20 protein-coding genes and 2 pseudogenes are annotated in these 26,064 nt (G+C 34.9%); all 22 read left to right on the top strand.

Features of this window, described 5'->3' with window-relative positions; genetic code table 11:
• Positions 1-16: 16 nt before the first annotated feature.
• The 22 genes and pseudogenes from acear_RS02790 (at position 17) to rsxC (ending at position 26,061) form a co-directional block, all read left to right on the top strand.
• Positions 17-2,080, top strand: a complete 2,064-nt coding sequence (locus acear_RS02790; RefSeq protein ID WP_013277505.1) for a sigma 54-interacting transcriptional regulator — start codon at positions 17-19, stop codon at positions 2,078-2,080.
• Positions 2,081-2,354: 274 nt separating this feature from the next.
• Entirely contained in the window at positions 2,355-3,494 is a 1,140-nt protein-coding gene (locus acear_RS02795; protein ID WP_013277506.1) for a M20/M25/M40 family metallo-hydrolase, read from the top strand.
• Positions 3,495-3,626: 132 nt separating this feature from the next.
• A complete protein-coding gene (gene nhaC, locus acear_RS02800) occupies positions 3,627-5,033 on the top strand; it encodes a Na+/H+ antiporter NhaC (RefSeq protein WP_013277507.1) in 1,407 nt (468 codons plus the stop codon).
• A gap of 606 nt (positions 5,034-5,639) precedes the next feature.
• On the top strand, positions 5,640-6,680 hold the full coding sequence (locus tag acear_RS02805) for an asparaginase (protein WP_013277508.1): 1,041 nt from the start codon (positions 5,640-5,642) through the stop codon (positions 6,678-6,680).
• A 316-nt stretch (positions 6,681-6,996) separates the two neighbouring features.
• Positions 6,997-8,217, top strand: a complete 1,221-nt coding sequence (locus tag acear_RS02810) for an NAD(P)-dependent malic enzyme (RefSeq protein ID WP_013277509.1) — start codon at positions 6,997-6,999, stop codon at positions 8,215-8,217.
• A 34-nt stretch (positions 8,218-8,251) separates the two neighbouring features.
• The gene (locus acear_RS02815) at positions 8,252-9,667 is read left to right on the top strand and encodes an aspartate ammonia-lyase (RefSeq protein ID WP_013277510.1); all 1,416 of its coding nucleotides are present in this window, start codon (positions 8,252-8,254) and stop codon (positions 9,665-9,667) included.
• Between the two features lie 17 nt (positions 9,668-9,684).
• The gene (cuyB, locus tag acear_RS02820; protein ID WP_013277511.1) at positions 9,685-10,431 is read left to right on the top strand and encodes a cysteate racemase; all 747 of its coding nucleotides are present in this window, start codon (positions 9,685-9,687) and stop codon (positions 10,429-10,431) included.
• A 52-nt stretch (positions 10,432-10,483) separates the two neighbouring features.
• The gene (locus acear_RS02825; protein ID WP_013277512.1) at positions 10,484-11,326 is read left to right on the top strand and encodes a fumarate hydratase; all 843 of its coding nucleotides are present in this window, start codon (positions 10,484-10,486) and stop codon (positions 11,324-11,326) included.
• A 15-nt stretch (positions 11,327-11,341) separates the two neighbouring features.
• A complete protein-coding gene (locus acear_RS02830; protein ID WP_013277513.1) occupies positions 11,342-11,875 on the top strand; it encodes a Fe-S-containing hydro-lyase in 534 nt (177 codons plus the stop codon).
• A gap of 211 nt (positions 11,876-12,086) precedes the next feature.
• The gene (locus acear_RS02835) at positions 12,087-13,406 is read left to right on the top strand and encodes a citrate/2-methylcitrate synthase (RefSeq protein ID WP_013277514.1); all 1,320 of its coding nucleotides are present in this window, start codon (positions 12,087-12,089) and stop codon (positions 13,404-13,406) included.
• A gap of 156 nt (positions 13,407-13,562) precedes the next feature.
• On the top strand, positions 13,563-16,937 hold the full coding sequence (locus tag acear_RS02840) for an Eco57I restriction-modification methylase domain-containing protein (protein WP_013277515.1): 3,375 nt from the start codon (positions 13,563-13,565) through the stop codon (positions 16,935-16,937).
• A 635-nt stretch (positions 16,938-17,572) separates the two neighbouring features.
• Positions 17,573-18,403: a hypothetical protein gene (locus tag acear_RS02845; RefSeq protein WP_013277516.1), complete on the top strand. Its 831-nt coding sequence runs from the start codon at positions 17,573-17,575 to the stop codon at positions 18,401-18,403.
• 280 nt (positions 18,404-18,683) lie between these two features.
• Positions 18,684-18,866 (top strand): transposase, encoded by a 183-nt coding sequence (locus acear_RS02850; protein WP_245526694.1) that lies wholly within the window; start codon positions 18,684-18,686, stop codon positions 18,864-18,866.
• A gap of 35 nt (positions 18,867-18,901) precedes the next feature.
• Complete coding sequence (locus tag acear_RS12770; protein ID WP_049772642.1) at positions 18,902-19,747, top strand: RNA-guided endonuclease InsQ/TnpB family protein; 846 nt, start codon at positions 18,902-18,904, stop codon at positions 19,745-19,747.
• 24 nt (positions 19,748-19,771) lie between these two features.
• Positions 19,772-20,203, top strand: a pseudogene (locus acear_RS12775) (IS200/IS605 family accessory protein TnpB-related protein); the annotation flags it as partial.
• 139 nt (positions 20,204-20,342) lie between these two features.
• Positions 20,343-20,573: pseudogene (locus acear_RS02860) on the top strand (Fic family protein); the annotation flags it as partial.
• 191 nt (positions 20,574-20,764) lie between these two features.
• Positions 20,765-22,054: a bifunctional folylpolyglutamate synthase/dihydrofolate synthase gene (locus acear_RS02865; RefSeq protein ID WP_013277517.1), complete on the top strand. Its 1,290-nt coding sequence runs from the start codon at positions 20,765-20,767 to the stop codon at positions 22,052-22,054.
• Positions 22,055-22,140: 86 nt separating this feature from the next.
• Positions 22,141-22,665, top strand: coding sequence for an SPOR domain-containing protein (locus tag acear_RS02870; RefSeq protein ID WP_041667242.1), 525 nt, complete (start codon positions 22,141-22,143; stop codon positions 22,663-22,665).
• A 132-nt stretch (positions 22,666-22,797) separates the two neighbouring features.
• Positions 22,798-23,157, top strand: coding sequence for a DRTGG domain-containing protein (locus acear_RS02875; RefSeq protein WP_013277519.1), 360 nt, complete (start codon positions 22,798-22,800; stop codon positions 23,155-23,157).
• A 1-nt stretch (position 23,158) separates the two neighbouring features.
• Positions 23,159-24,061 carry a CBS domain-containing protein gene (locus tag acear_RS02880; RefSeq protein ID WP_013277520.1) on the top strand — a complete coding sequence of 301 codons (903 nt, stop codon included), beginning with the start codon at positions 23,159-23,161 and terminating at the stop codon, positions 24,059-24,061.
• Positions 24,062-24,108: 47 nt separating this feature from the next.
• The gene (locus acear_RS02885; protein ID WP_013277521.1) at positions 24,109-24,465 is read left to right on the top strand and encodes a (2Fe-2S) ferredoxin domain-containing protein; all 357 of its coding nucleotides are present in this window, start codon (positions 24,109-24,111) and stop codon (positions 24,463-24,465) included.
• Between the two features lie 267 nt (positions 24,466-24,732).
• Positions 24,733-26,061: an electron transport complex subunit RsxC gene (gene rsxC / locus acear_RS02890; protein WP_013277522.1), complete on the top strand. Its 1,329-nt coding sequence runs from the start codon at positions 24,733-24,735 to the stop codon at positions 26,059-26,061.
• Positions 26,062-26,064: the final 3 nt, after the last annotated feature.

Consider the following 26,064-nt stretch of genomic DNA (forward strand, 5'->3'; position numbering starts at 1 on the left):
TACCGGAGGGATATAGATGTCTAATAAAGAATTAGCAGTTGTAACTATTAGTGAAGCAACGAATAACTTATTGAAAGAGCAATTAAAGGAAATATTACAGGATAGAGTGAAGGTAAAAGGATATCAGATTAATGAAATAGGGTCTAATACTATTAATTCAGATTTGGTATTAGCAACTAATTCTTTACAGGGAGAAATAGATAATTACATAACTGGTGTTGATGATATTATTTTTGCTAGGAGGTCTCTGGATTTTTCCTCTTTAGAGATGTTGATTAAATTACCTGATGGTAAAGAAGTTTTGTTAGTTAATAATACTGAGATGGCAGCTTATGAAACTAAATCGATGTTGGAAAAAGTAGGTATTGATCATATTAATTTGCAGCCTTTTTATCCCGAAAAAAAATTAAATAAAGAAATAGACTTGGCTATTACTCCTGGGGAGAAAGGGTATGTTCCTGATACTGTTGAAGATATTATTGATATTGGTAGTAGAGTTCTTAGTTTAACAACAATTATTGAAGCTTTGATTAAGTTAGATTTATTGGATGAGAAGGCAGATTTGTTAGTAACTAAACATATTAAACAGTTAGTAAAATTGAGCAATAGATTATATGGAAATACAAAGAAGGTTGAAAGAATTAATCAGATGTTGGAAGCTGTAATTAATCATGTGCATGATGGTGTAATCTATATTAATCAGCAGGAAGAAATTGAAATATTTAATCAAAAGGCTGAGGAAATTTTTGAGATGAAGGCCAAAGAAGCAGTGGGAGCTAAAGTGGAAGAGAAGATATCCAATACTAAATTAAATTCTATTCTTAAGACAGAAGATAAGCACTTAAATGATTTGCAGGATATAGTAGAAAAGAAGATTGTAACTTCTAGAGTGCCGGTTAAATTAGATAATGAGGTTATTGGTGCTTTAGCTACTTTTAAAGATGTAACAGAAGTAAAGAAGTTAGAGAAGAACTTAAGAAGGAAGTTAAAGGATAAAGGACATATTGCTAAGTATGAATTTTCTAATATAGTTGGTAATAGTACTCAAATTAATCAAACTATCAAAAAGGCAAAGGATTTAGCTGAGAGTGAATCTACCATTCTGATTCAAGGAGAAAGCGGAACAGGAAAGGAACTATTTGCTCAATCGATCCATAATTATTCTAATCGAGAAAAACAGCCCTTTGTAGCTGTTAATTGTGCTGCTCTGCCGGAAAATTTATTGGAAAGTGAATTATTTGGTTATGAAGAAGGGGCCTTTACTGGAGCTAAAAAAGGAGGGAGACCGGGGGTTTTTGAACAGGCCCATACTGGAACAATCTTTTTGGATGAGGTTGGTGATATTCCGCTTAAGATTCAGACTAATCTATTGAGGGTTTTGCAGGAAGAAGAGGTAATGAGAATAGGAGGAACTAAGGTAATTCCAATTAATATCAGGGTGATTGCTGCTACTAATAAGAACTTACGTAAGTTAGTTAAAGAAGGTAAGTTTCGAGAGGATCTATATTATCGCCTTAGTGTTTTACCATTAAAGGTACCAGCTTTAAGGAAACGAAAAGAAGATATTCCGCTTTTGATCGAATTCTTCTTACAGAAGTTTAATGCTGGGGATTTGGTGTTTTCAGAAAGAGTAAAGAGCAGATTATATAATTATAATTGGCCTGGTAATATCAGAGAATTGGAGAATTGTATTGAATATATTTCTCAGACATGTAATGAGAGGGTAGAGATAGGAGATTTACCTTCACATTTTCATGATGAAGATAATATTTTAAGGAAGAGTATAGAAGATATAGATTGTGAAATAGAAGATATAAAGAGTGAATTAGAAGAATTAGGGGATATAAAAGAGTATCTATTTATTTTGAATGAACTCCATCTGGCAAAGCAGGAAGGGAGGAATATAGGGAGGCGGGAGATAGCTAAGAATGCTAAAATTAATAACTTACATCTTTCTTCTCATATGGTAAGAAGCAGATTAAGGAAGTTGGAATCTTGCCGACTGGTTAATATTGGTCAAGGAAGACAAGGGACTAAAATTACTGAAAAAGGAATCGAGTTTTTAGAAAGAACAACTTAAATTAATGGGTGAAATGGGGGAGTTAATACCAGATTAATTATTTTTTTACCCCCCTTTTTAAAATATGGAGATTAAATTGATAGGATATGATTATATATTTAATAGTTATTTTAATATATTTCATTTAATTTGTATAAAAGTTAAGAAAAATAAAATTTTGTAGATTAATAATTATTTTTATGCATAACTGGTATGAAAATTGCAATTTATAAATCAATACAGATAATAATCAATTTTCTGAATATAGATTTGTTAAAAGAAAGGAGTTATTTATGTGGATTTTAAAGAAGAAATTCTTCAATTTATTGATTCTAATCTAGATAGGTTTATTGAAGAAAGTATTAAGATCCAACAGATCCCTGCTCCAACTTTTCACGAAGAGAATAGAGCAGATTATATTAGAAATAGGCTAGAATCATTTGCAAGAGGTAAGGTGCAGATTGATAAAGTAGGTAATGTAATAAAGACCTATACTGTAGATGAAGATCTGCCTACAGTTATGATTGCTGCTCATTTGGATACTGTCTTTTCGAAGGAAGTAGATTTGGAAGTGAAAAGAGAAGGAAATGAAATTTATGGGCCTGGACTCTGTGATAATAGTTTAAGCTTAGAGGGCTTAGTAATGATAGCAGAAATAATGGATAAATTTGAGCTGGAACTTAATTATAATTTGATATTAACTTCTACAGTAGGTGAAGAGGGTAGAGGCAACTTAAAAGGTATGCAGCAGGTGATGGAAGATTATCAAGATAAGATAGATACAGTTATTGTTTTGGAAGGAGATGGTCTAGGTAGAATTACTCATCAGGCAGTTGGCAGCAGCCGCTGGAAGGTAGAGTTTAGTGCTAAAGGCGGACATAGCTGGGGAGACTTTGGAAATTCCAGTGCGGTTCATACTATGTCAAAGATAATCAGCGCTTTATCCGATTTTGAGTTGCCGACTGAACCGAAAACAACCTTTAATGTTGGCAAGGTAGCTGGAGGCCGAGCAGTTAATGCTATTGCTTCTAAGGCAGAAATGTTATTGGAAGTTAGGTCAGTAGGTGAGGAGGCTTTAGCAGAAGTAAGCCAAGAATTTAAGAAGATTATTCAAGAAGTTTGTCGGCAGAATGGAGTTGAAGTTGGATTTGAGAATATAGGTAAGAGGCCGGCTGGTGGGCTTAATAAAGAGCATCAGTTAGTAAAGCTATTAAAAAGAATTCATCAGAGACTGGACCTAAGTTCTAGCTTTAAGCCTGGAAGTACCGATGGGAACTTACCATTAAATTTAGGGATTCCTGCTGTAACTATAGGATTAACTAAAGGTGTAAACTTACATTCAACAGATGAATATATAGAAGTTAAACCGCTGAAGAAAGGATTACAGCAGTTAATTTTAATAGTTTTACAGATTGAAGATTATATTAAGTCTTAAAAAATAGATATAAATGACTTATAAAGGAGGTGATTATGGAATTATAGTTCAGAGTTTATAACAGCCGGAATCTCAATAGTCTATTAAGATGAGAAAATTCAATAAAGTAAATTAAAAGGGAGGCAATATTAAATGGAAAAAACGAAAGAGTTACCTTCAATGGGGAAAGTATTTCTAGTATTAGGTGGTTTTTTAGCATTAGCTTTTGCTTTTACTACTTTAGGAATTTCAATTCATTTGGCTATATTTAGCGGTTGGTTTCTAGCTATTGGTGTAGGTTTATCACTAGGTTATACTTATGAAGAATTGGAAGATGCAATTTCTGATGGTATCCATAATGGTATGAGTGCAGTAATAATTTTATTAGCAGTAGGTGCTTTAGTTGGAACCTGGATTTCAGGTGGAATTGTGCCTACTATAATTTATTATGGTTTAAAAACAATTCATCCATCTATCTTTTTCTTAGCAACTTTAATTATTTGTACTCTGACTTCTCTTTCTACAGGTACTTCCTGGGGAGCTGCAGGAACAGCTGGTATTGCTATGATGGGTATAGGAGCTGGTTTAGGTGTTCCAGACCCAATGACAGCAGGTGCAGTTTTATCTGGTGCTTATTTTGGAGATAAGCTGTCTCCATTATCTGATAGTACAATTTTATCGGCTTCGATGTCTGATGTTGATGTAATCGAACACGTTAAAGGTATGTTTCCAGCTTCTGTAGTAGGTTATGCTATAGCAGCGATAGGATTTACAATTTTAGGATTTAATGTTGGTGGCGGTTCTACTGATTTAAATAGAGTTAATGAGGTTATGAATGCTATTGAGGGTATGTATAATATTAATCCTTTGTCTTTTCTTCCTTTGGTAATAGTGATTGGATTACTAATAATGGAAAAGCCGTCGATTCCGGTTATAACTTTTGGATCAGTATTAGGTATAATCTGGGGAATAGGTTTCCAGGGGTTAGAGCCTGTAAAAGCAATTGGAACAGCCTGGAGTCAAATACCTAAGGATACAGGTATGGAGTTTATTGATAGTATTTTAAGTCGAGGCGGTATGCAGTCTATGCTTTGGTCTGTAGGAGTTATTTTATTCGGTTTAGGCTTTGGTGGATTATTAGATGAGATAGGTATTCTGGAGGCTATTGCTAAAAAGGTTGAAAAAGGAATTAATTCTGGTGGTTCTTTAACAGTTACTACAATTCTTGTTGGTTTTCTTGGCAACCTATTTGGTAGTGCAATGTATGTTTCATTAATTTTAACTCCGAAGATTATGGAGAAAAAATATGATGAATTAGGGTATGATAGAAAAGTTCTTTCTCGAAATACTGAGTTTGGAGGTACTTTGACGTCAGGTATGATACCTTGGAGTGATAATGGAATTTATATGGCTGGAATATTAGGAGTATCAACGCTTGATTACCTACCATATATGTGGTTAGCATTTGCTTGTATTGGTGTATCCATTATTTACGGCTTTACAGATAAATTTATGTATAGAGTAGATGATGAAGCAACTGATGATGGAATGACAGTATAAGCAAGTTAAAAGTTAAATTTAATTGATATTATGTGTCACTCTGCAATCTTTCCACGCATATATTCGATCATGATATTGCAGGAATAGTCAATATGTATCCGCCGCTTGTCGTTCGCTCAACGTCCTGTTTCGCTCACTGTCAAAAACTGGCCCTCCATCATCCGTGATTCCGGGCTAGTTTTAAGAATCGCTCTGGACACATATTGACTATCTGTAATAAAGTATCATCACCGATGGAAGCTACTTTAGGTGTATGATAATCTATTTTGGATTACAAATAGTCAACATTTCTCTGAAGCGACTCTTAAAACTGATTCGGAACCATGGAGGCTGTAGAGAAACTGATTTTAGCTCTTTGTCTTTAAATCAGAGCTTTAATATTATCTCTTGGCTCAGTAAGTTCATCCCATAGCCAGCATTGGTTTGTATGCTGGATATGGTGGAGAATCAGTTTTTGAGAACGAATGAGGCAGGACGCCGAATGAGTGGCAAGCGTAAGAGATTTGTTGACTATAATCTGCAATATCATGAAAGAAACTATATTAGCTACAAATGGAAAGTGACACATAATATCAATATAATTTCATAAGTTATGGAGGGATAATTATGAAGAAAATACTTTTCATTACAACTGGAGGAACTATTGCTTCTTCTGAAGGGGATAATGGATTAGAGCCTTCTTTTGATGCTGAGGAATTATTAGCTCATATACCTGAGATCAGGGATCTTTGTGATATAAATGGAAAGTTAGTTATGAATATAGATAGTACAAATATGAGACCTACTTCAGTAAAGAAGATAGCTGAAACAGTCTTTGAAAATTATGATGATTATGATGGATTTGTGGTAACTCATGGTACTGATACGATGGGATATACTTCATCATTATTAACATATATGTTGTCTAATATTAAAAAACCGGTTGTTGTTACAGGTTCTCAAGTTGCAATAGGCCAACCTTATACAGATGCCAAAAAGAATATTTCAGATGCTGTAAGATTTGCTCTTGAAGGAGTTCCAGGAATATTTGTAGCATTTGATGGCAAAATAATTAATGGAACAAGAGCAATAAAGATGAGAAGTAAAAGCATGAATGCTTTTGAGAGTATAAATAGACCTTATGTAGCTTCTATTAAGTTGGGTAAAATTACATATAATGGAGATAGCAGGGGAAATGAGTATGAGAATGAATATGAAATAATGAATATTGATCCAAGTGAACCTTTTAGATTAAGAACTGATCTATGTACAGATGTATTTGTTTTAAAACTTTATCCTGGTATTGATCCTGATATCTTTGATTTTATAAAAGAAAATTATAAAGGACTAGTTATTGAAACTTTTGGGCTTGGTGGTATTCCAAATTTAGAGGATTATAATATTGTTTCTAAAGTAAAAGAGGTTATTGAGGCTGGGGTTGTCGTTGCAGTAACAACGCAGTGTGTTGAAGAGGGAGTTAATTTAGGTGTTTATGAAGTGGGGCGAGATTTAGCAGAGCATAATAAAGCAATAATTACTGGTGATATGAATACTGAAGCAATAGTTGGTAAATTAATGTGGGCGTTAGGAAACTTTAATAATTTGAGTGACGTTAAGTGTTTTATGGAAACTCCTATATTTGGAGATATGAGCGTTGAAGAAAAATAGAAAATAGCTGTTAAAATAAGCTCAGGCCTTAAGGCCTGAGCTTATTTTTATGCAGTAAATTTTCAAGTGGTAAAATGGGTAATCTAAAATAGTAATTGGGGGATATTGGGGAAGCTTCAAGCGATTAAAACCGATAATTTATTTACTTTTATTATCAAATATTAAAATTAATGGTTGCTTTAGAGCATAAGAACAGTAAAAAATGGGATTTAATTATTTTTTGAAATGAAAAAGTTTCATTAGGATATTCTGGTATGGAATATGCAATTATAAAATAGTAAAGTAATTTTAAAAGCAGATAAAAGGAGGATATAGAATGAGTTTAAAAGAGAAAGCATTAGACTTACATGAAGATAATCAGGGAAAATTAAAGGTAGATACAAAAGTCAAAGTTGAGACTGAAGATGATTTATCTTTAGCTTATTCACCAGGGGTAGCTGAGCCCTGTCTTGAGATTAAAGATGATAGAGAGAAGATATTTGATTATACAAATAAGTCCAATTTTGTAGCTGTGGTCAGCAATGGTAGTGCAGTATTGGGATTGGGTGATATAGGAAGCGAAGCATCTATGCCGGTAATGGAAGGAAAATCAGTACTATTTAAAGAATTTGGAGGAGTAGATGCCTTTCCAATCTGTTTAGATGAAGAAGATCCAGACAAATTGATTGAGACGGTTAAACGTATGGCGACGACCTTTGGCGGTATTAATTTAGAAGATATCAAATCACCAGAATGTTTCTATATTGAAAAGCGGCTTAAAGAAGAGTTGGATATCCCGGTTTTCCATGATGATCAGCATGGAACAGCTATAATTGTTCTGGCTGGCTTAATAAATTCTTTAAAGCTGGTAGGTAAAGAAAAAGAGGATGTTAGAGTAATTGTCAATGGAGCCGGCGCAGCAGGGACAAGTGTTACTAAACTATTATTGGCAGAAGGAATTGGAGAAGTGATTGTTGTTGATAAAGAGGGAGCTATCTATGAAGGACAGGATAGTTTGACTGAAAGTCAAGAGGAGTTGGCTAGATTAACCAATCCTGAAAATGAAAAAGGAAGTTTAAGTCAGGTAATTAAAGGAGCAGATGTCTTTATTGGCGTTTCAGTAGCCGGCGTGTTGAAAAAAGAGATGGTACGGAAGATGGCTGATGATCCTATTATCTTCCCTATGGCCAATCCTGAACCTGAGATCTGGCCTGAAGATGCTTTTGCTGCAGGAGCAAAGATAGTAGGTACTGGCCGTTCTGATTATCCTAATCAGGTTAATAATGTTATGGCCTTTCCTGGGCTCTTCCGCGGAGCCTTGGATGTAAGGGCTAAAGATATAAATGAAGAGATGAAGGTGGCAGCTTCTTATGCCTTGGCTGAACTTGTCTCCGAGGAGGAGTTAACAGCTGATTATGTAATTCCTAAGCCTTTTGATGAACGAGTAGGACCTTATGTAGCTGCAGCTGTAGCCCAGGCAGCAGTTGAGAGTGGGGTAGCACGGATTGAGCTTGATTATGAAACGGAATTAGAGCAGGCTAAAGAATTGATGGCTTAGAGGATTATAAAAAATTATTAGGAGGGGATTAACAATGTCAAGAATTGAAAAGGATTTTTTAGGAGAAATGGAGATTGAGGATGAAGCATATTATGGAGTTCAGAGTAAGAGAGCAGCCCAGAACTTTATGGTGACTGGAGTTTCTATTTCATCAGAATTAATTCATGCGTTGGGAGTAGTCAAGAAAGCAGTAACTACAGCAAATATGAATCTGGGGTATCTTGGTAAGGAGAAAGCAAAGGCAATTATACAGGCTGCTGAAGAAGTAAGAGAAGGAAAGTTTGATGATGAGGTTATTCTGGATTCGGTTCAGGGTGGAGCAGGTACCTCTATTAATATGAATATTAATGAGATAATTGCTAACAGAGCATTGGAGATTCTAGGATATGAGAAAGGCGATTATGATCGAGTACATCCTAATACTGATGTAAATATGGCCCAATCAACTAATGATGTAATACCTACTGCAATTAGAATAGCTACTCTTAGAAAGATTGACGGCTTAATTGAAGCTACAAATTTATTGGATAAGAGGTTGATCCAGAAAGAAGAAGAGTTTGATGATGTACTTAAAATGGGACGAACTCAGCTGCAGGATGCAGTACCGATCAGATTAGGACAGGAATTTGGTGCTTATCGAAAAACAGTTGAACGTTTTATTGATCGAATTAAGGAAGTTAGAAATGATTTAACAGAAATTAATTTAGGAGCCACGGCCGTAGGAACCGGTTTAAATGCTGATCCTAAGTATATTGAACTGGCTATTAAGGAGTTAAGAAAGAGTACAGGTTTAAAATTGGAATCAACTGATAATCTAATTGATGGTACTCAGAACACTGATATCTTTGTTGAAGTATCTGGACGATTAAAGACTTTTGCTAGCAGTCTATCCAAGATAGCTAATGATCTTAGACTATTAGATTCTGGTCCAAAGGCAGGATTAAATGAGATTAATCTTCCAGCAGTCCAGCCGGGATCATCAATTATGCCGGGAAAGGTTAATCCGGTGATTCCGGAAATGGTAAATCAGGCTTCTTTTCAGGTGTTGGGTAATGATCAGACAATTACTTTAGCTTCCGAGGCAGGGCAGTTGGAGTTAAATGTAATGGTACCGGTAATAGTCTTTAATCTATTACAGTCAATTAATATTTTGACTAATGTAAATAGGATATTTGCTGAAAAGTGTATCAAGGATATTACAGTTAATAAAGAACGATGTGAGGAGTTTGTTGACCGCAGTGTAGGTGTTGTGACAGCACTTAATCCTCATATTGGCTATGCTAAGGCCTGTGAAGTTGCTAAGAAATCTCTAAGAGAGGATCGACCTGTTAAAGAGATTATTTTAGAAGAGGATATTATGGATGAAGAGAAGTTATCCCAGATATTGAATCCAGTTGAAATGACAGAGCCGGGAATTGCAGGTAAGCAGTTATTACCTAAGGAAGCATAAGAAAGGGACTGATAAACATGAAAAAGACTGTAGGAATTTTAGGAGGAATGGGGCCACAGGCAACAGTAAATTTATTTCAGAAAGTGATTAATTTCACTGATGCTGAGTGTGATCAGGACCATATTCAGGCTCTTATAAATAATAATCCCCAGATTCCTGATAGAACAGAATATATACTAGGAGATGGTGAAGATCTAACGCCACATCTTATAAAAGGGGCAATTAAGCTTCAACAGCTTGGGGCTGATTATTTAGCTATGCCCTGTAATACAGCTCATTACTTTTATGATGAAGTAGTAAGATATATGGATATTCCCTTTCTTAATATGATTGAAGAAGTTGCTGCAGAGGTAGATAGAAAATACGGAAATGATTCTAAAGTAGGATTGTTAGCAACTACTGGGACTTATCAGGTTGGGATTTATGAGAAGGTCTTACAAGAATCTGGAGTAAATTTGATTACTCCAGATGAGAGTGGCAAAGAAGCAGTATATGATGTAATATATAAGGTAAAGGAAGGTTTTGATGATATTAAGTTTCAGTCAGTGAATAATCTTTTGGCTGAAATGAAAAAGCAAGGAGTTTCAGTAGTTATTCTAGGCTGCACTGAACTTCCGCTCATAAAGGATAAGTTAGATTCAGAAATTGATTATATGGACTGTACTGAGATATTGGCCCAAAGAATTGTTGATTATGCATCTGATCAAGAAAACAGCAGTCAGATTGAAGTAGAAGCAGAGATGGTGACCCAAACAATTGAATAAGTAAATTCTGAGTGAAATGATTTAAAAGAAGATATAAGGAGGCAGGATAGTAGTGTCAATTAATGTGAATGAAATTACAGATGCAGTAGCAGAAATGTGTATGGAAGCGAATTTTATTCTTGGTGATGACATAATTGAAAGTTACCATCAGGCACTTGAGAGAGAAGATTCTCCAGTAGCCCAAGAGATATTAGAAAGATTAATTGAAAATGCTGAAATTGCTAAAGAAGAGAAGATGCCTATCTGTCAAGATACAGGCATGACTGTTGTATTTGTTGAGTTGGGTCAGGATGCCGAGATAGAAGGTGGAGATTTAACTGAAGCTATCAATAAAGGAGTCAGCAAAGGATATAAAGATGGTTACTTACGTAAATCAGTAGTAGATGGCCCATTAGAGCGGGAGAATACTGGTGATAATACTCCGGCAGTAATCCATACGGAGATAGTACCTGGCGATAAATTGAAGCTGACAGTAGCTCCTAAAGGCTTTGGCAGTGAGAATATGAGCCAGATTAAGATGTTAAAGCCTGCCGATGGAGTTGAGGGAGTTAAAGACTTTGTAGTTCAGACAGTTAAAGAAGCCGGCCCTAATCCTTGTCCGCCGGTAGTAGTAGGTGTAGGAATCGGCGGTACCTTCGAAAAAGCGGCATTCCTAGCTAAGAAGTCACTATTGAGACCAGTTGGAGAGGCAAGTGAAGAAGAGAATATAGCTGACTTGGAAACAGAGCTGTTGGAGAAAGTAAATGAATTGAATATCGGCCCGCAGGGCTTTGGCGGTAAGACGACAGCCTTAGCAGTTAATGTTGAGACCTATCCGACGCATATTGCTGGCTTGCCGGTAGCAGTTAATATAAACTGCCATGTGACTAGACATAAAGAACGGACCTTGGGTTAAAAGGAGGCTAAAAAGATGAGCGAGATTCGATTAGAAACTCCATTGACAGAAGAGAAAGTAAGAGAGTTAGAAGCAGGAGATACAGTGCTTATTTCAGGAACAGTCTATACAGCCCGCGATGCAGCCCATGCTCGCCTGGTAGATGCTTTAGACTCAGATAAAGATATGCCTTTTGAAATAGATGGTCAGGTTATCTATTATGTAGGGCCTGCACCGGCTAAGCCGGGTAAGCCTATCGGTTCTGCGGGACCGACGACAAGTTATCGCATGGACCCCTTTGCTCCGAGATTAATCAAAGAGGGTCTGCGAGGGATGATCGGTAAAGGATACCGCAATGACGAGGTAGTAGAAGCTATGAAAGAAGAAGGAGCAGTCTATTTTGGGGCAATTGGCGGAGCAGCAGCTTTGATAGCTCAGAGGATTAAAGAAGCAGAAGTAATAGCCTATGATGACTTGGGAACAGAGGCAGTAAGAAGGTTAGAGGTAGAAGATCTACCGGTACTGGTGGTAATAGATGCCGAAGGCAATAGCCTGTATGAAGTGGAGTAATGAGATGAACAGCTGAGATAATATCAGGTATTATCTAACCGTTCTAGTGAATTCACTAGAACGGTTTTTTCTATGGTTGTTTGGTGTAAACGGCAGTTTAAACATAAGGAGAAAATATCTCAAAGGCTTGATTTTGTGAGGAGGTTCACCTTGTTAAATGATATAAGTTGTGGTAAAATTAAAATAGTTTTAAAAATTTGGGGGTAAAATAATGGAAATTAATAAGTGGTTAGAAGAAGTTTCTAAGCAGGCAGAAAGGGTTAATACAATTTCCGAGGATTACTATGATAAGTACGATATTAAGCAGGGATTAAGAAATTCTGACGGAACAGGAGTTGTTGTGGGTTTTACCAAGATTGGTTCTGTACATGGGTATAAATATGTTAATGGAGAAAAAACACCTATGGAAGGAAAGCTGTTTTATAGAAATTTAGAGATTGAGGATTTAGTAGAGAATATTAGTGAGCTTGGATTTGAGAATACAATATATTTATTATTATTTGGGGAACTTCCATCCGAAGATGAAATAAATAATTTTAATGAAGTTCTGGATAACTATAGAAAGTTACCTCCCCAGTTTACTGAAAATATGATTTTAAAGAGTCCAAGTAATGATGTTATGAATAAACTACAGAGAAGTATACTGGCTTTATATTCTCATGATGAAGATCCTGATACTTTAGAAATAGACAAAATCTTACTTCAGAGTATAAAATTAATTGCTAGATTTCCGACAATTATTTCTTATGGCTATCAGGCAAAGGCTCATTATTTTGATGATCAAAGTCTGTATCTACATAATCCTAAAAAAGGGATTGGAACAGCGAAAAATATTCTGCATATGATCAGGGCAGATAACTCTTATACTAAATTAGAAGCTGATACTCTTGATCTGTTATTGGTATTACATGCAGAACACGGCGGAGGAAATAATTCTGCCTTTACAACTCATGTTGTTTCGTCAAGTGGAACTGATACTTATTCAGCAGTAGGAGCTGCGGTAGGTAGTCTGAAGGGAGCTAAACATGGCGGTGCAAATTTAAGAGTAAGGAAAATGATTAAAAATATTCAACAGAATATTGATGATTATACTGATGAAGCCCAATTAAAAGATTATTTAATGAAAATATTGAAAAAAGAAGTTTTTGATAAAGAAGGTTTAATTTATGGTATGGGACATGCGGTTTATACTAAATCAGACCCTAGAGCGGTAATCTTAAAAGAAAAGGCTGCAGAATTGGCTAAAGAAAAGGGAAGAATGAATGAATTTAATCTCTATAGTAATATTGAAAGATTAACAAAAGAAATTTTTAAAGAGCTTAGAGGAGATACAAATATATGTGCTAATGTAGATTTATATTCAGGCTTTGTCTACGATCTTTTGAATATACCTAAGGAATTATATACTCCATTATTTGCTACTGCCAGAGTAGCAAGTTGGTGTGCTCATAGAATTGAGCAACTTGTCAGTGATGAAAAGGTTATAAGACCGGCTTATAAATCATTAAAGAATGAACCGAAAGATTCTTAAAATAGAAAATTAATCTTTAGTGAATTTTGTTCAACCGTTCTAGTTTAATTTGGCTAGAACGGTTTTTTTCTGTGTTGGATATTTTTCGCAGGGAAATTTAATTTGAGTACAGAAGTAAATCATAGATAATAAATGTAGGAGAGGGAGGAAATACCAGTGGCGGATTTATTTAATAAACAAGTATTGCAGACGCAGCTTAAGAATCATTCAATTCCTGATTATGAGGATAAACTTGATACTATTAGAAGCTGGAAGCGGAATCTCAAATCAATTATCGGTGCCAATGAAGAGAGACTGCAGGCTTCTTTTCTTAAGGGAATCTTCGGTATTGTGCTGGGCTATCGAGATATGACAGAGGCTGATGGAGATGGTGAATATACTCTCGAAATTGAACCATCAACTGAAGTGGATGCTACTAAACCTGACGGCAGCTTAGGATTTTATCATCAGGAGGAAGATGGAAGTACTGAAGCGGTAATTGAACTGAAAGGGCCTAAGACCAGCCTTGATAAGCAGCAGAAGCGGTCAGGTAAATATTACGGCACGCCAGTAGAGCAGGCTTTTGGTTATGCCAGTAAGTATGACGGCTGTAAATGGGTTATTGTCTCAAATATGATTGAGATTAGGCTATATACAGTAATCCGCGGTCAGGGCCATTATGAAGTATTTCGGGTTGATGAACTGGATCAGGAGGAGAACTTTAAGAAGTTTCATCTCCTATTATCCCGGAATAATCTGTTGAGCAAGCAGGGTAAGAGTATGACTCAGCAGTTGAGCGAAGAGACAGAACAGCAGGAGGAGAATATCTCGGTAGAGTTTTATAATCTCTATAAGGAGACAAGAGTGGAACTCTTTGAACATCTAAAGGAGAATAATTCTGATTATGAAGAGGATTTACTCTTGGATAAGGCTCAGAAGTTTCTGGATCGGATTATCTTTATCTGTTTCTGTGAAGATTTAGGACTGCTGCCGGCTGAGATACTCCATAAGGCTATTGACCGCGGTACGGATTCCTATAGTTTTAGTGAGGTTACAGTCTGGCAGGAGATTAAGGGTGTCTTTCGGGCGATAGATACAGGAAGTGAGCAGCATAATATCAATGCCTATAACGGTGGGCTATTTAAACCGGATGAAGTGCTGGATAGTTTGGTAATCAAGAATGACTTCTTTACGGTTATCGATGAGATTTCGGCCTATGACTTTGACAGTGAGCTGGATGTTAATATCTTGGGCCATGTCTTTGAACAGTCTATTTCGGATATTGAGGAGATTAAGGCTGATATTCAGAATGATGATTATGACCGGCAGGAATCGAAGCGTAAAAAGGACGGTATCTACTATACGCCGGAGTATATCACTAAATATATCGTTGAGAACTCCGTCGGTAAGTACCTAGAGGATATCCGCCGGGAATTGGGCGAGAATGAACTGCCGGATATAGAAGAGGCCGATACGCCACAGCTAGAAGGTAAGTATAAGAAGAAGCATCTGGAGTTCTACCATGAGTATGAAGAGCGGTTAAAGGAAGTGAAAGTCTTAGATCCGGCTTGTGGTTCCGGAGCCTTCTTAAATCAAGCCTTTGACTTTTTACTTAAAGAGTATCAGTGGATTTATGAGCAGATTGACCGCTTACAGGAAGGCCAGCGCAGCATCTTCGGTTTAGAGTCGCTACATAAGGATATTCTGAAGAATAATATTTACGGCGTGGATATCAATGAATCTTCCGTTGAAATTACAAAGCTTTCGCTTTGGCTGAAGACTGCCAATAAGAATCAGCCGCTGACTAATTTGGATGATAATATTAAGTGCGGTAATTCTTTAATTGATGATCCGGAAGTAGCTGGTGAGAAGGCTTTTGATTGGGAAGATGAGTTTCCTGAGATTATGGATGACGGCGGCTTTGATGTAGTTGTGGGAAATCCTCCATATGTGAGACATGAACAGATTAAGTGGATGAAGCCATATTTAAAAGATAATTACGAAGTTTATAATGGTACTGCTGATTTATATTGTTACTTTTTTGAACGAGGAATTGAATTACTAGATGAAGATGGATATTTTTCTTTTATAGTTTCTAATAAGTTTACTAGGGCTAAATATGGTAAAGAATTACGAGAGTATCTTTTGAATTATCAGATTGAAGAATATATTGATTATACAGATGAAAATGTTTTTAGAGATGCTACTGTTGATCCATGTGTAATAATAATTAAAAAAAGTGTAAATCAAGATGACTATTTGATTAATTATAATAAAAATCATGTAGTACCTCGAAGAAGTCTTAGTGTTAATAATTGGAGTTTTATGACTAAAAAAGAATTTAATTTGAAGGAAATATTAGAAGAAAAAGGAGACCAATTAGAAAAATGGAACTTAGATATAAAGTTTGGTATTAAAACTGGTTTAAATAAAGCTTTTATTATTGATGAAGAATTAAAAAATGAGTTAATTTCTAAAGATCAACAAAATGAAGAAATAATTAAACCTTTACTTCGAGGAAGAGATATACGCAGATATAAATTTAACTTCAATAATTTATATTTATTATTAACTGGTTATGATATCGATATTCCAAATGAATATCCTCATATATATGAGTATTTAAAACAATTTAAAACTGATGCTAAAAAAAGATATGATCAAGGAAAGAATTGGTGGAATTTAAGAGGTTGTGATTATTATGATGATTTTGAAGAAGAAAAAATTATATATAGAGATATTTCAGATCGTTTAATGTTTTGTTATGATTCTGAGAATATATATTTTAATAATACAGTTTATTTTATAAATAGTGGTAATAAATATCTTTTAGCAATTCTTAATTCAAAATTAATTAATTTTTACTATAAGTTGATTTCTTCGCAATTAGGTTCTGGTGCTTCAAGAGGATTTTCTATTTATATTAAAAAACTACCTATTCCAAAGATAATTCAAGAAAAACAAAAGCCTTTCATTGATAAAGCTAATTTCATGATTGAGGGTAAAAAGAAATTAAATCAGTTACAGCAGATTGAATTCATAAGTCTAATCAACAAATACACTTCAAAATCAGGTCCGCAGCTTGGAGATATAGTAGAAGAAGACGGCTTCTACAATAAAATTTATTCTGGACGAGCCCGCAAAGTTAGAAATATGACCGTTACGGTCAATGATACTATTTTAACTATCTATGCCGATAAATCCAGCAGCGGTCAGTATGAGTTGATGAAGTTTGAAGTAGAGGATAAGTATCAGCGCCGGTATATCAAGTATTATCTAGAGAATCTCACTGACCAGCAGTTAGAGGAAGCAAATGACTTCAGCGGCGGGCTGGTCAAGCGGGTCTTGCAGATAGAGATTCCTGATTATCATAAGTATCAGGTAGTGCGGAAGGTAGTCAATGAATGGAATGATCTCCAGCAGGAGATTGCTGACCTAGAAGAGAAGATAGAGGTTACTGACAGAGAGATAGATCAGATGGTGTATGATCTATATGGCTTAAGCGATGAGGAGATTCAGATAGTAGAGGAGAGCTTGGCTGATAATTCATAAGCTCAGCTTTATTGGAATATTACTGCTGTTGAGAGTTGATATATTTCAAACGCTGCCGAAATCAGCCCTCATTAGTTAGCAATAAATTATAATCTAGATCTAGGGCTTAAAATTTCTGCTTTATATGTTAATCATTTTTTCTTTTGGGGCTGCTTTAAGTTGCTTTTTGAAATATATCAACTATAGTTGCGTAAAATTTTATTTGTGGTTATGGAATCACAGCCGGGGTTGTTTCAGACTGGAACGGTGAAACTTCCCCGGCTGAGTAACGCACTGTAATAACATAGTTGATGGCAGTTTCATTCCCGGATTTTGCTGCAAGATTCACTTTTCGAAATAATTTTGTAGCAATGGAATATTTCTTAAAGGAAGATTATCTTTCATGTTGTAATAATTTAATAGGACAAGCTTAAAGTGTTGGTTAACTTCAAAAAAGTAGTCTTAATCTATAATAGATATTTGCGACATTAAAGATGCAAGAAAGGTGTCGTAAATATCAGAGTTATCAGAAATGGGACTGTGATAGTATTATTTTTTAGGGGGGGATGAGTTTTATTAATTTAAAAGTATTATATTAAATATTGATTTATTTTTTCATTTTTTTGATAAGACAGTTTTGAAGAAAATATAAGGAGATGATTAGAATTTTTAAGAATAAATCTAATAGTTGGAAATCCAATTTAGGGAAAGTCATTATTTTAGTTGCGATAATTATTGCTTGTACTTCTTTATTTATGGAGTGGACTTCACCAGGATCAATACAAAGCTCAGGAGATACAGTAGGAGATTTAGCAAGAGATGCTAGATTAGCAGAGGAAGGATTTGTAGCACAAGGATTTCAACATCAAGGAGTATTTTTTGTCTCTTTTATTTATTTGTACTTTTTAATTAAAGCTTTAAGAGATAAAAAAATAAGTAAAATGAATATTATTTTATTTTGGGGTGGTACTATTACATTCGGGATACTTAAATTAATGATTAGCCCATATTTTCATCGTAATGCTGATTATGGACTTGGGATATTTTTGTTTATTTCTTCTATTATAATTCTGTTTATAGGGCTTAAACTTTATGATGATAAATTTGATAAACAAAAGGAAAAACTAAGTTTTTCAAAATTAGATATTGGTAGAAAAAGTATTATTATTTCTGCTGGGATAATAATATTTCTTATATTATCTATTAGTTTATTAGTGGGAGCACATGAAAATTTAACCTTAAATCAAATAATATTTGATTTAATATCTTTTATAATGTTTTATCTTGCTAGCTATTTGTCTATAAAAGCAATCAATAAGAAATTTATCGACAAAAAGAAGAGTTCTATTTCTGTTTTAGTTATTTTATTAGCGTTAGCAATTTATTTGTTTGTTGAAGATGCTCCTTTTTTAATTTATCTAATAGCAGCCACACCATTTATGATTTTATTATTTGGAATAAATAAAGTTAGTCATCCATACTCCTAAATTTTAATTAAGATAACCTAATTCCATAAAGAAAGATTTAATGGGTTTGGAGAAGCTGCCTGTAGCTTCAATAACTACTTGTGGTTTTTGTTTAGGACAAAAAGTAAAGAACCCACCCTTATTTATATGGGTGATGAATTTACTAACCTATTCTTTGATTCAATATTAAAGAATAGGTTATTTTTTACTTGTTTTTAAACCATGTGTAATTGCTTTAACTTTTGATATACTTGATATTAAAATCAATATATGATATACTATATGTGAGAGGTGATAACAATTGAGCAACCAAAATAATTTAATTCATGCCAGAAGCGGTAGATTATTATTAAAAGAATTCCCTAAATTAAAAGAGCAGTTATATAAAGGACACTTATGGAATAAATCTTATTATCTAGAAACTGTAGGTAATATCTCTAAGGATACGGTTAAACAATATATTGAAAATCAAAAATCTAAATAATAATATTTATATAATATTGAAAGGAGGTGAGCTAATTGAAGTTAGCTAAATATTTTATTCATAAACCTAATCAAACCCAACAAATTATATTAGGTTGTTTAGCTTATGCTAGTGCTAGGTTATATAATATCGGCAATTATCAACGTAAAAATTGGTCTAAAGATAGTGATAAAGAGTATCCTGATTGGTATAAACAAAAAAAGCAATTAAAAGAAAATTTTTGGTATAAAAATTTACCTTCTCAAACAGCACAGGAAACACTTAAAATTTTAGCTGATAACTGGGATAGTTTTTATCAGAGCATTGAAGATTATCAAAACAACCCGAATAAATACAATGGCAATCCTAATTCACCTAACTATAAACCTAAAGACGGTAAGTTTAACTTCCGTTATCTCAATAATGGCTTTAAAATTATTGATGGTAAGTTAAGATTATCTATTCCTAAACAGTTAAAAAAGTATCTAAAAGAGGAATACTCTATTACCAACAAATTCTTATGGATAAGAGTGCCTAATGAGCTGTTATCCAGTAATAGAGATGTTCTTAATTCAACTACTAGAATTGAGTTTAAACCTTTAAGCGATGATACTTATAAGGTAATCTTAACTTATAAAGTAGATACTCCTACTATTAAAGAAGATAACGGTAATTATTTAAGTATTGATCTAGGCATTAATAATCTAATGACTTGTTACAGTAATCAAAATCAGGAAAGCTTTATTATTGACGGTGGACAATATTTAGCTATTAATCGTTATTTTGATAAAAAAATCAAACATTATCAATCTATTTTGAATGGTCAAGGTAAAAAGACTTCTAAACGTATCCAACAATTATATAAAAAAACGACGCAAGCAGCTTTTTCATTTAATCCATAGTGCTACTAAAAAGTAGTTAATTACTGTATTGAAAATAATATATCTAGAGTAATTATTGGTGATATTAAAAATATTCGTGATGATGCTAACTTAGGCAAACAGAACAACCAAAAACTCCATAAACTACCTTTTGATATTATTTATCATCAATTGGAGTATAAACTTAACTTACAGGGGATTACTTTAATTAAGAAAAGTGAGAAATATACTAGCCAATGCAGCCCTTACAGTAAAAAAGTAACTAAAAAATATGCCGATAAGTCTAATCGTATTAAACGCGGATTATATGTAGACAAAAATAATAATCAAGCCTTTAATGCCGATAGTGTAGGTTCATTTAATATCTTACGCAAATACTTACAGCAGCGACGTAAAGGAAAAGATATTACTTTGCAGGTTAAAGGTTTATCAAATCCAGTTAAATATAGCTGGAATGATCATCAATTTGCAGCTTAAAAGTAACTCCAAGTCCAGTATTAACTGGATAGGAGTATTGGCGTTGGACACGCCGATTGGGTAACTTGCTTGATGTTACGGGTAACTCCCATAAAAGCAGGCGACCATGAAGCTCGGTATTTCAATGCCGAGTAGTTCACTAAAGATTCATCCATTCATTGATGGTAATGGTAGAACAGCAAGATTATTATTAAACTTTGAACTTATGAAAAACGGATATCCTCCAGTTATTATCAGAAATGATGATAGAGCAAGTTATTATGAAACATTAGATAAGGCTCATACTACAGATGATTATGAAGATTTTATTAAGATAATAAGAGAGGCATTAAATAGGAGTTTAGATTTGTATTTGGAATTAATAGATTAATTCTGACTTCATCTAATATAGGGTTAGCGGTGCGTTTTGGCAGGGGATTATCTTTTTAAAATATTAGAATAAGAGAGTGAAGGTATTTAAACAACTATCGAGAAGTATTAAATTAGTTAGAAAGGGACGATGACTGAGCATTCTAAAGACTCAGAAGAGGACAAAAAGATTAAAGAGAGGAGAAATCTACTATGAAAGATGCAGTAGAATATCTTAATAAACTGGATAAATTCGGCGTTAAACCTGGATTAGAGAGAATAGAAGTTCTGTTAGACTATCTTGATAACCCTCAAAATGAAATTAATGTTATTCAAGTCGGCGGTTCCAATGGAAAAGGATCAACTTCAGTAATGATCAGTTCTATTCTAGCGGCTGCTGGATATAAAGTAGGAACCTATAATTCACCGGAAATAGTCTCCTTCTATGAACGAATGCGGATTAATGGTGAGTATATGGAGCCTGAAGCTTTAGAGAGATTAACTAAAGAGGTAAAGCCCTACATAAAGAAGATTGAAGAGCAGGGCTTAGGCCATCCTACTTTCTTTGAGGTAGTTACAGCTATAGCCTTTAAATACTTTGCCCAAGAGGAAGTAGATGTTGCAGTAATGGAGGTTGGATTAGGCGGTCGGTTAGATGCGACCAATCTGGCAGATAATATAGCAGCTGCTGTTACCAATATCAGCCGGGAGCATACAGAGTATCTAGGTGATACCATAGCTGAAATAGCAGCCGAAAAAGGCGGAATTGTAAATCAGGGTGGAAAGCTAGTAACCGGTGTCAAGAATGAAGCTGCTCTGGATAAGTTAAGAGAGATCTCTACTAAAAAAGAGGTCGAGATGATAGATGTTAATCAAGAGATAGAAGTTGAAAGATTGGATAAAGATTTAAGAGGTCAAAGCTTTAAAGCTAAGGGTAAGCAGGATTATGGTAAGCTCCAGCTTGACTTATTAGGCAGATACCAGCAGCAGAATTTAAAAGTAGCTTTAGGCGTTATAGAAGCTCTACCCACTTCTTTTGAAGTTACTACAGAGGATATTCAGCAGGGACTGAAGGATCTAACATGGCCTGGTAGATTAGAGCTTTTAGGCGAGAATCCGTTAGTTATTCTTGATGGTGCCCACAACCCTGCCGGTGCCAAAGAGCTTGGCCGGGTGATTAAAGAGGATCTGGATTATGAAGAATTAATTTTAGTCTTAGGGATTCTGGCTGATAAAGATATCGAGCAGATGCTGGATATTCTCACTCCACTGGCTGATAAGATAATCCTTACTAAAAATACAAATAAACGGGCCTCCGATCCTTATGAAGTAGCCAAAGTATTGGAGGATAGAGGTAAAGATGTAGAAGTTGTTCCTAAAGTAGCCCAAGCAGCCCAGCAAGCTATAGAGATAGCAGCTCCAGCTGATTTAATCAGTATTAGCGGTTCACTCTATACTATTGCGGAAGCTAGAAAGTTTTTAGTAAAAAATATAATAAACTAAACTGTAGCCGCATAGTATTCTAGTAACAAATTGGCTGGAAATTTGTTGAGTTAATGACTAAAATTTTAGTAAAGGAAGTGGTGATTATGAAGTTTGATCGACCGAAATTGAAGTCAGGTTTTTCCCTGGCGGCAATGGTTATCACTATGTCTCTGTTGGCTGCTGTAGTTGGTTACTTTTTAGGTAACTGGATGATTCAGTATGTAACTGCTCCAGAGGATGGTATCGAGAATGTTTCAAGCGAAAAAGTGGTTTCTGAAGAAAAGCTTGATACTTCAGAATTAGAATCAAACTCTAGTAGTGCTCTTTCTGATGAGGCTATCCAAGACCAATCTAATCAGAACTCAACAGCAGATTCAACAATGCAGAGCCAGCCTGAAGTTAAACAAGACAGCACTAATAATCTATTTGTAGTTCAGGTTGGAGCCTTTGATAATCATGATAATGCCAAAGGCTTAGTAGAAAAACTTAAGACTAAAGGTTATTCAGCTTATATTACTTCCCAAAATCCTTATAAAGTGCAGGTAGGAGCATTTAAGAAAGAAAAGAAAGCCAGGGATTTAGGTGAAAAATTAAAACAGGATGGCTTTCCAGTCTTTATCAGTCATTAATATATTTCTATCCCATCTACAGGTGGGGCTTATTTTTTTGTTGGCCGAAAAAAAAGGAATTAGAAAGTTATTATTGTATATAATAATATAATGAAACTTTTCACAATGTCTGTAGTCTGAGGGAGGCAGAAGATGAAATTAAAAGATATTAAAGAGGCTATAGATGCTGAAATTGTATATGGTGATACCAAGCTGGATTTAGATATTGTAACTGCTTGCGGTGCAGATTTGATGAGCGATGTATTAACCTTTACTGAAGAAAATACTTTACTATTAACCGGTTTAACTAAACCCCAGGTAATTAGAACTGCTGATATGCTGAATTTAGCAGCTATTGTCTTTGTTAGAGGTAAAAATCCCAATAAGGAGACAATAAAGTTAGCCCAGAAGAATAACATTGCCTTACTTTCTACTGATTATTCTTTATATAAAGCCTGCGGTTTATTATATAGAGCAGGATTAGCTGAAGAAGAAATTAAGGAGGAAGTTTAAGTTGGAGAAGGCTGGTTTGAGTCCGGAGTTTATTGAAGAACTAGCTGTAGATCTTACAGTTAAGGATATTATGGTTGATGATGTAATTACTTTAAATCCTGGTCATAAAATAAAGAATGCTAAAGAGATTATGCGGTTAAGAAAGATTTCAGGGATTCCTATTATTAATGATGATCAAGAATTAGTAGGAATTATCAGTATCGATGATATTGTTACAGCTCTAGAGGAAGATAAATTAGACGAAAAGCTTATTGATTTAATGAGTACAGATTTAATAACTATTACTCCTAATGTAACGATTACAGAGGCACTGCGAAAATTTAAAAAGCATCAATACGGTCGCCTACCGGTGATAGACAGCAGTAATAGACTACAGGGCATTATTACTCCAGGCGATATTACCAGCAAATTGTTAAAAGAAGTAAAGAAGAGAGAATTAGTTGAACAAGGCGAAAATGACGACGGTATCGGAGAAAAAATACAGGTGGAAATGGAGATTGAAGGTGGTGATTTCCAAAATTCAGGTGAAGCGTCTACCAGAATCAAAAGTTTACTAGAACAGATGAATTTATCTCCTATTGTCATCAGAAAAGCAGCAGTTATAACCTATGAAGCAGAGATGAATGTAGTTATTCATGCTGAACGGGGCCAGGTAATGGCTGAAGTTACTCCTGAAGAGATTGATGTAGTAGTAGAAGATGAAGGTGCAGGTATTGAGGATATTGATTTAGCTATGCAGCCAGGATATTCTACTGCTTCTGATCATATACGTGAATTAGGCTTTGGAGCTGGAATGGGGCTTGCTAATATTCAGCGCTGGTCTGATGAGTTAAATATAGAATCCGAAGTAGGAGTAGGAACTAAGCTTGAAGCTACTATACAGCTGCATAAAGAAAATATTTAAAACACATCATAATAGTAACTTATCTATCATTAGGAGGTAATGGATTTATGAAATCGCTAGAAGAGCTAGATAAAATAAGACAGCAAGCCAAAGAGGAGATGAAGTTAAGGGATAATGACGAAGAAATAAGAATTAATATTCCTATGAGCACCTGTGGAATTTCCGCTGGAGCTAGAGAAGTATTAAATGTAATTTCAGAAGAATTAGATAGACAAGAAATAGATAATGTTACTTTAAACCAAAGAGGCTGTATAGGTTTATGCCATTATGAACCAATAGTAGAGGTTAAAGAGTCTGACCAAGAAGTAGTTACTTATGGAAATATTACTCCCGAAGGTGCTCGAAGAATTATAGAGGAACATATTGTTAATGGACAGATTATAGAGGAATTAGTAATTAAATAATCAAGATAGTAGTTAGAAATTTATTCAAAAAAGCCAACAAACATCCATCTAAATCTGTGATTTAGATGGTGGTTAATTGATTATATAACTAACAAAAGTAGTAATCTACTAGTCTATGTATTTGCAATTGATTAAAATTTATAGTATTATGTCAGGAGGTGTTTATTAAAATCATATTATAATGTATAATCATATTAGAAACTTTTTAAAGGGATTCATTAAACTTTGTAGAAGAGATATAATTTTAAAGAAAAAGAGGTGAAAAAAATGGAAGCAAAAACTTTTAGACAAGGAATTCATCCCAGTTACAACAAGGATGCAACTGCTTCTAAGAGTCTCAAGAATGCAGAACTGCCTGAGGAAGTAGTCATTCCTCTTGCACAGCATATTGGAGCTCCTTGTGAACCAGTGGTCAATGTGGGAGACAAAGTAAAAGTAGGCCAGAAAATCGGGGATAGTGACAGTTTTGTTTCTGCTCCTGTCCATGCCAGTATTTCTGGCGAGGTGACAGATATAAGTAAAGTTGCTACTGGTGATGGAGAGAAGACTTTAGCTGTAACTATTGCTTCTGATGGACAGGATACTCTTCACGAGAGTGTTAAACCTAAAGGTGATCTTGATACTTTATCTCCACAGGAATTAAGAGATATTGTACAAGAAGCTGGAATTGTAGGTTTAGGTGGAGCAACTTTTCCATCACATGTCAAGGTTAGCATTCCAGAAGATAAGAATGTGGATACAGTAATTCTAAATGGGGCTGAATGTGAGCCTTATTTGACTGTTGACCACAGAACAATGGTGGAGATGTCTAAAGAAGTTGTCTATGGCTTGAAGGCAATTATGAAGATGTCAGATGCTAAGCAGGGCTATATTGGAATTGAGGTAAATAAGCCTGATGCCATAGAAGAAATGAAAAAGACAGTTGAAGATGAGGAAAATATTGAAGTAATTTCCCTGGAGGTTAAGTATCCACAGGGGGCAGAACGACAGTTGATTGATGCCTGTATAGGTCGTGAGGTACCATCCGGAGGACTGCCGTTGGATGCAGGAGTGGTAGTTAACAATGTAGGAACAGCCGTAGCAATGACTGATGCTATTAAGAATGGTATGCCTTTAGTTCAAAGAACCGTAACAGTTACCGGTTCCGGAATCCAGAATCCACAAAATTTGGTCTTTAGATTAGGAACTAAAGTTGAGGATTTGATCGAACAATGTGGAGGGTTTAAAGGTGAAGTCGGAAAAGTAATTATGGGTGGACCGATGATGGGTGCAGCCCAGCATTCTACAGATATTCCTGCTACCAAAGGAACATCTGGTATTTTAATCTTTCAGGAAGATGAAGTTGAGGAGTATGAATCTTCTAACTGTATTCGCTGTGCTAGATGTGTAGATGTCTGTCCAGCCTTTTTAATGCCTGTTACTTTATCTAAAGTAGCCCAGGTTGATATGGTAGAAAAGCTGGATGACTATAACGTTATGGACTGTATTGAATGCGGCAGCTGTTCTTATGTCTGTCCAGCAAATATACCTTTATTACACTGGATTAGATTAGGTAAGGATAAGTTAGCTGCTGAACAGAGAAAAAATGAGGAATAGGAG

Source organism: Acetohalobium arabaticum DSM 5501 (genome assembly GCF_000144695.1).
GTDB classification, from domain to species: Bacteria; Bacillota; Halanaerobiia; order Halobacteroidales; family Acetohalobiaceae; genus Acetohalobium; species Acetohalobium arabaticum.

What these genes read in the sequence shown, in the direction of transcription:
- acear_RS02815 (WP_013277510.1), top strand. Translation starts at nt 8,252, where the DNA reads ATGTCAAGAATTGAAAAGGATTTTTTAGGAGAAATGGAGATTGAGGAT.
- rsxC (WP_013277522.1), top strand. Translation starts at nt 24,733, where the DNA reads ATGGAAGCAAAAACTTTTAGACAAGGAATTCATCCCAGTTACAACAAG.
- acear_RS02790 (WP_013277505.1), top strand. Translation starts at nt 17, where the DNA reads ATGTCTAATAAAGAATTAGCAGTTGTAACTATTAGTGAAGCAACGAAT.
- acear_RS02810 (WP_013277509.1), top strand. Translation starts at nt 6,997, where the DNA reads ATGAGTTTAAAAGAGAAAGCATTAGACTTACATGAAGATAATCAGGGA.
- acear_RS02870 (WP_041667242.1), top strand. Translation starts at nt 22,141, where the DNA reads ATGAAGTTTGATCGACCGAAATTGAAGTCAGGTTTTTCCCTGGCGGCA.
- acear_RS02875 (WP_013277519.1), top strand. Translation starts at nt 22,798, where the DNA reads ATGAAATTAAAAGATATTAAAGAGGCTATAGATGCTGAAATTGTATAT.
- acear_RS02885 (WP_013277521.1), top strand. Translation starts at nt 24,109, where the DNA reads ATGAAATCGCTAGAAGAGCTAGATAAAATAAGACAGCAAGCCAAAGAG.
- acear_RS02805 (WP_013277508.1), top strand. Translation starts at nt 5,640, where the DNA reads ATGAAGAAAATACTTTTCATTACAACTGGAGGAACTATTGCTTCTTCT.
- acear_RS02865 (WP_013277517.1), top strand. Translation starts at nt 20,765, where the DNA reads ATGAAAGATGCAGTAGAATATCTTAATAAACTGGATAAATTCGGCGTT.
- acear_RS02835 (WP_013277514.1), top strand. Translation starts at nt 12,087, where the DNA reads ATGGAAATTAATAAGTGGTTAGAAGAAGTTTCTAAGCAGGCAGAAAGG.
- acear_RS02830 (WP_013277513.1), top strand. Translation starts at nt 11,342, where the DNA reads ATGAGCGAGATTCGATTAGAAACTCCATTGACAGAAGAGAAAGTAAGA.
- acear_RS02845 (WP_013277516.1), top strand. Translation starts at nt 17,573, where the DNA reads ATGATTAGAATTTTTAAGAATAAATCTAATAGTTGGAAATCCAATTTA.
- nhaC (WP_013277507.1), top strand. Translation starts at nt 3,627, where the DNA reads ATGGAAAAAACGAAAGAGTTACCTTCAATGGGGAAAGTATTTCTAGTA.
- cuyB (WP_013277511.1), top strand. Translation starts at nt 9,685, where the DNA reads ATGAAAAAGACTGTAGGAATTTTAGGAGGAATGGGGCCACAGGCAACA.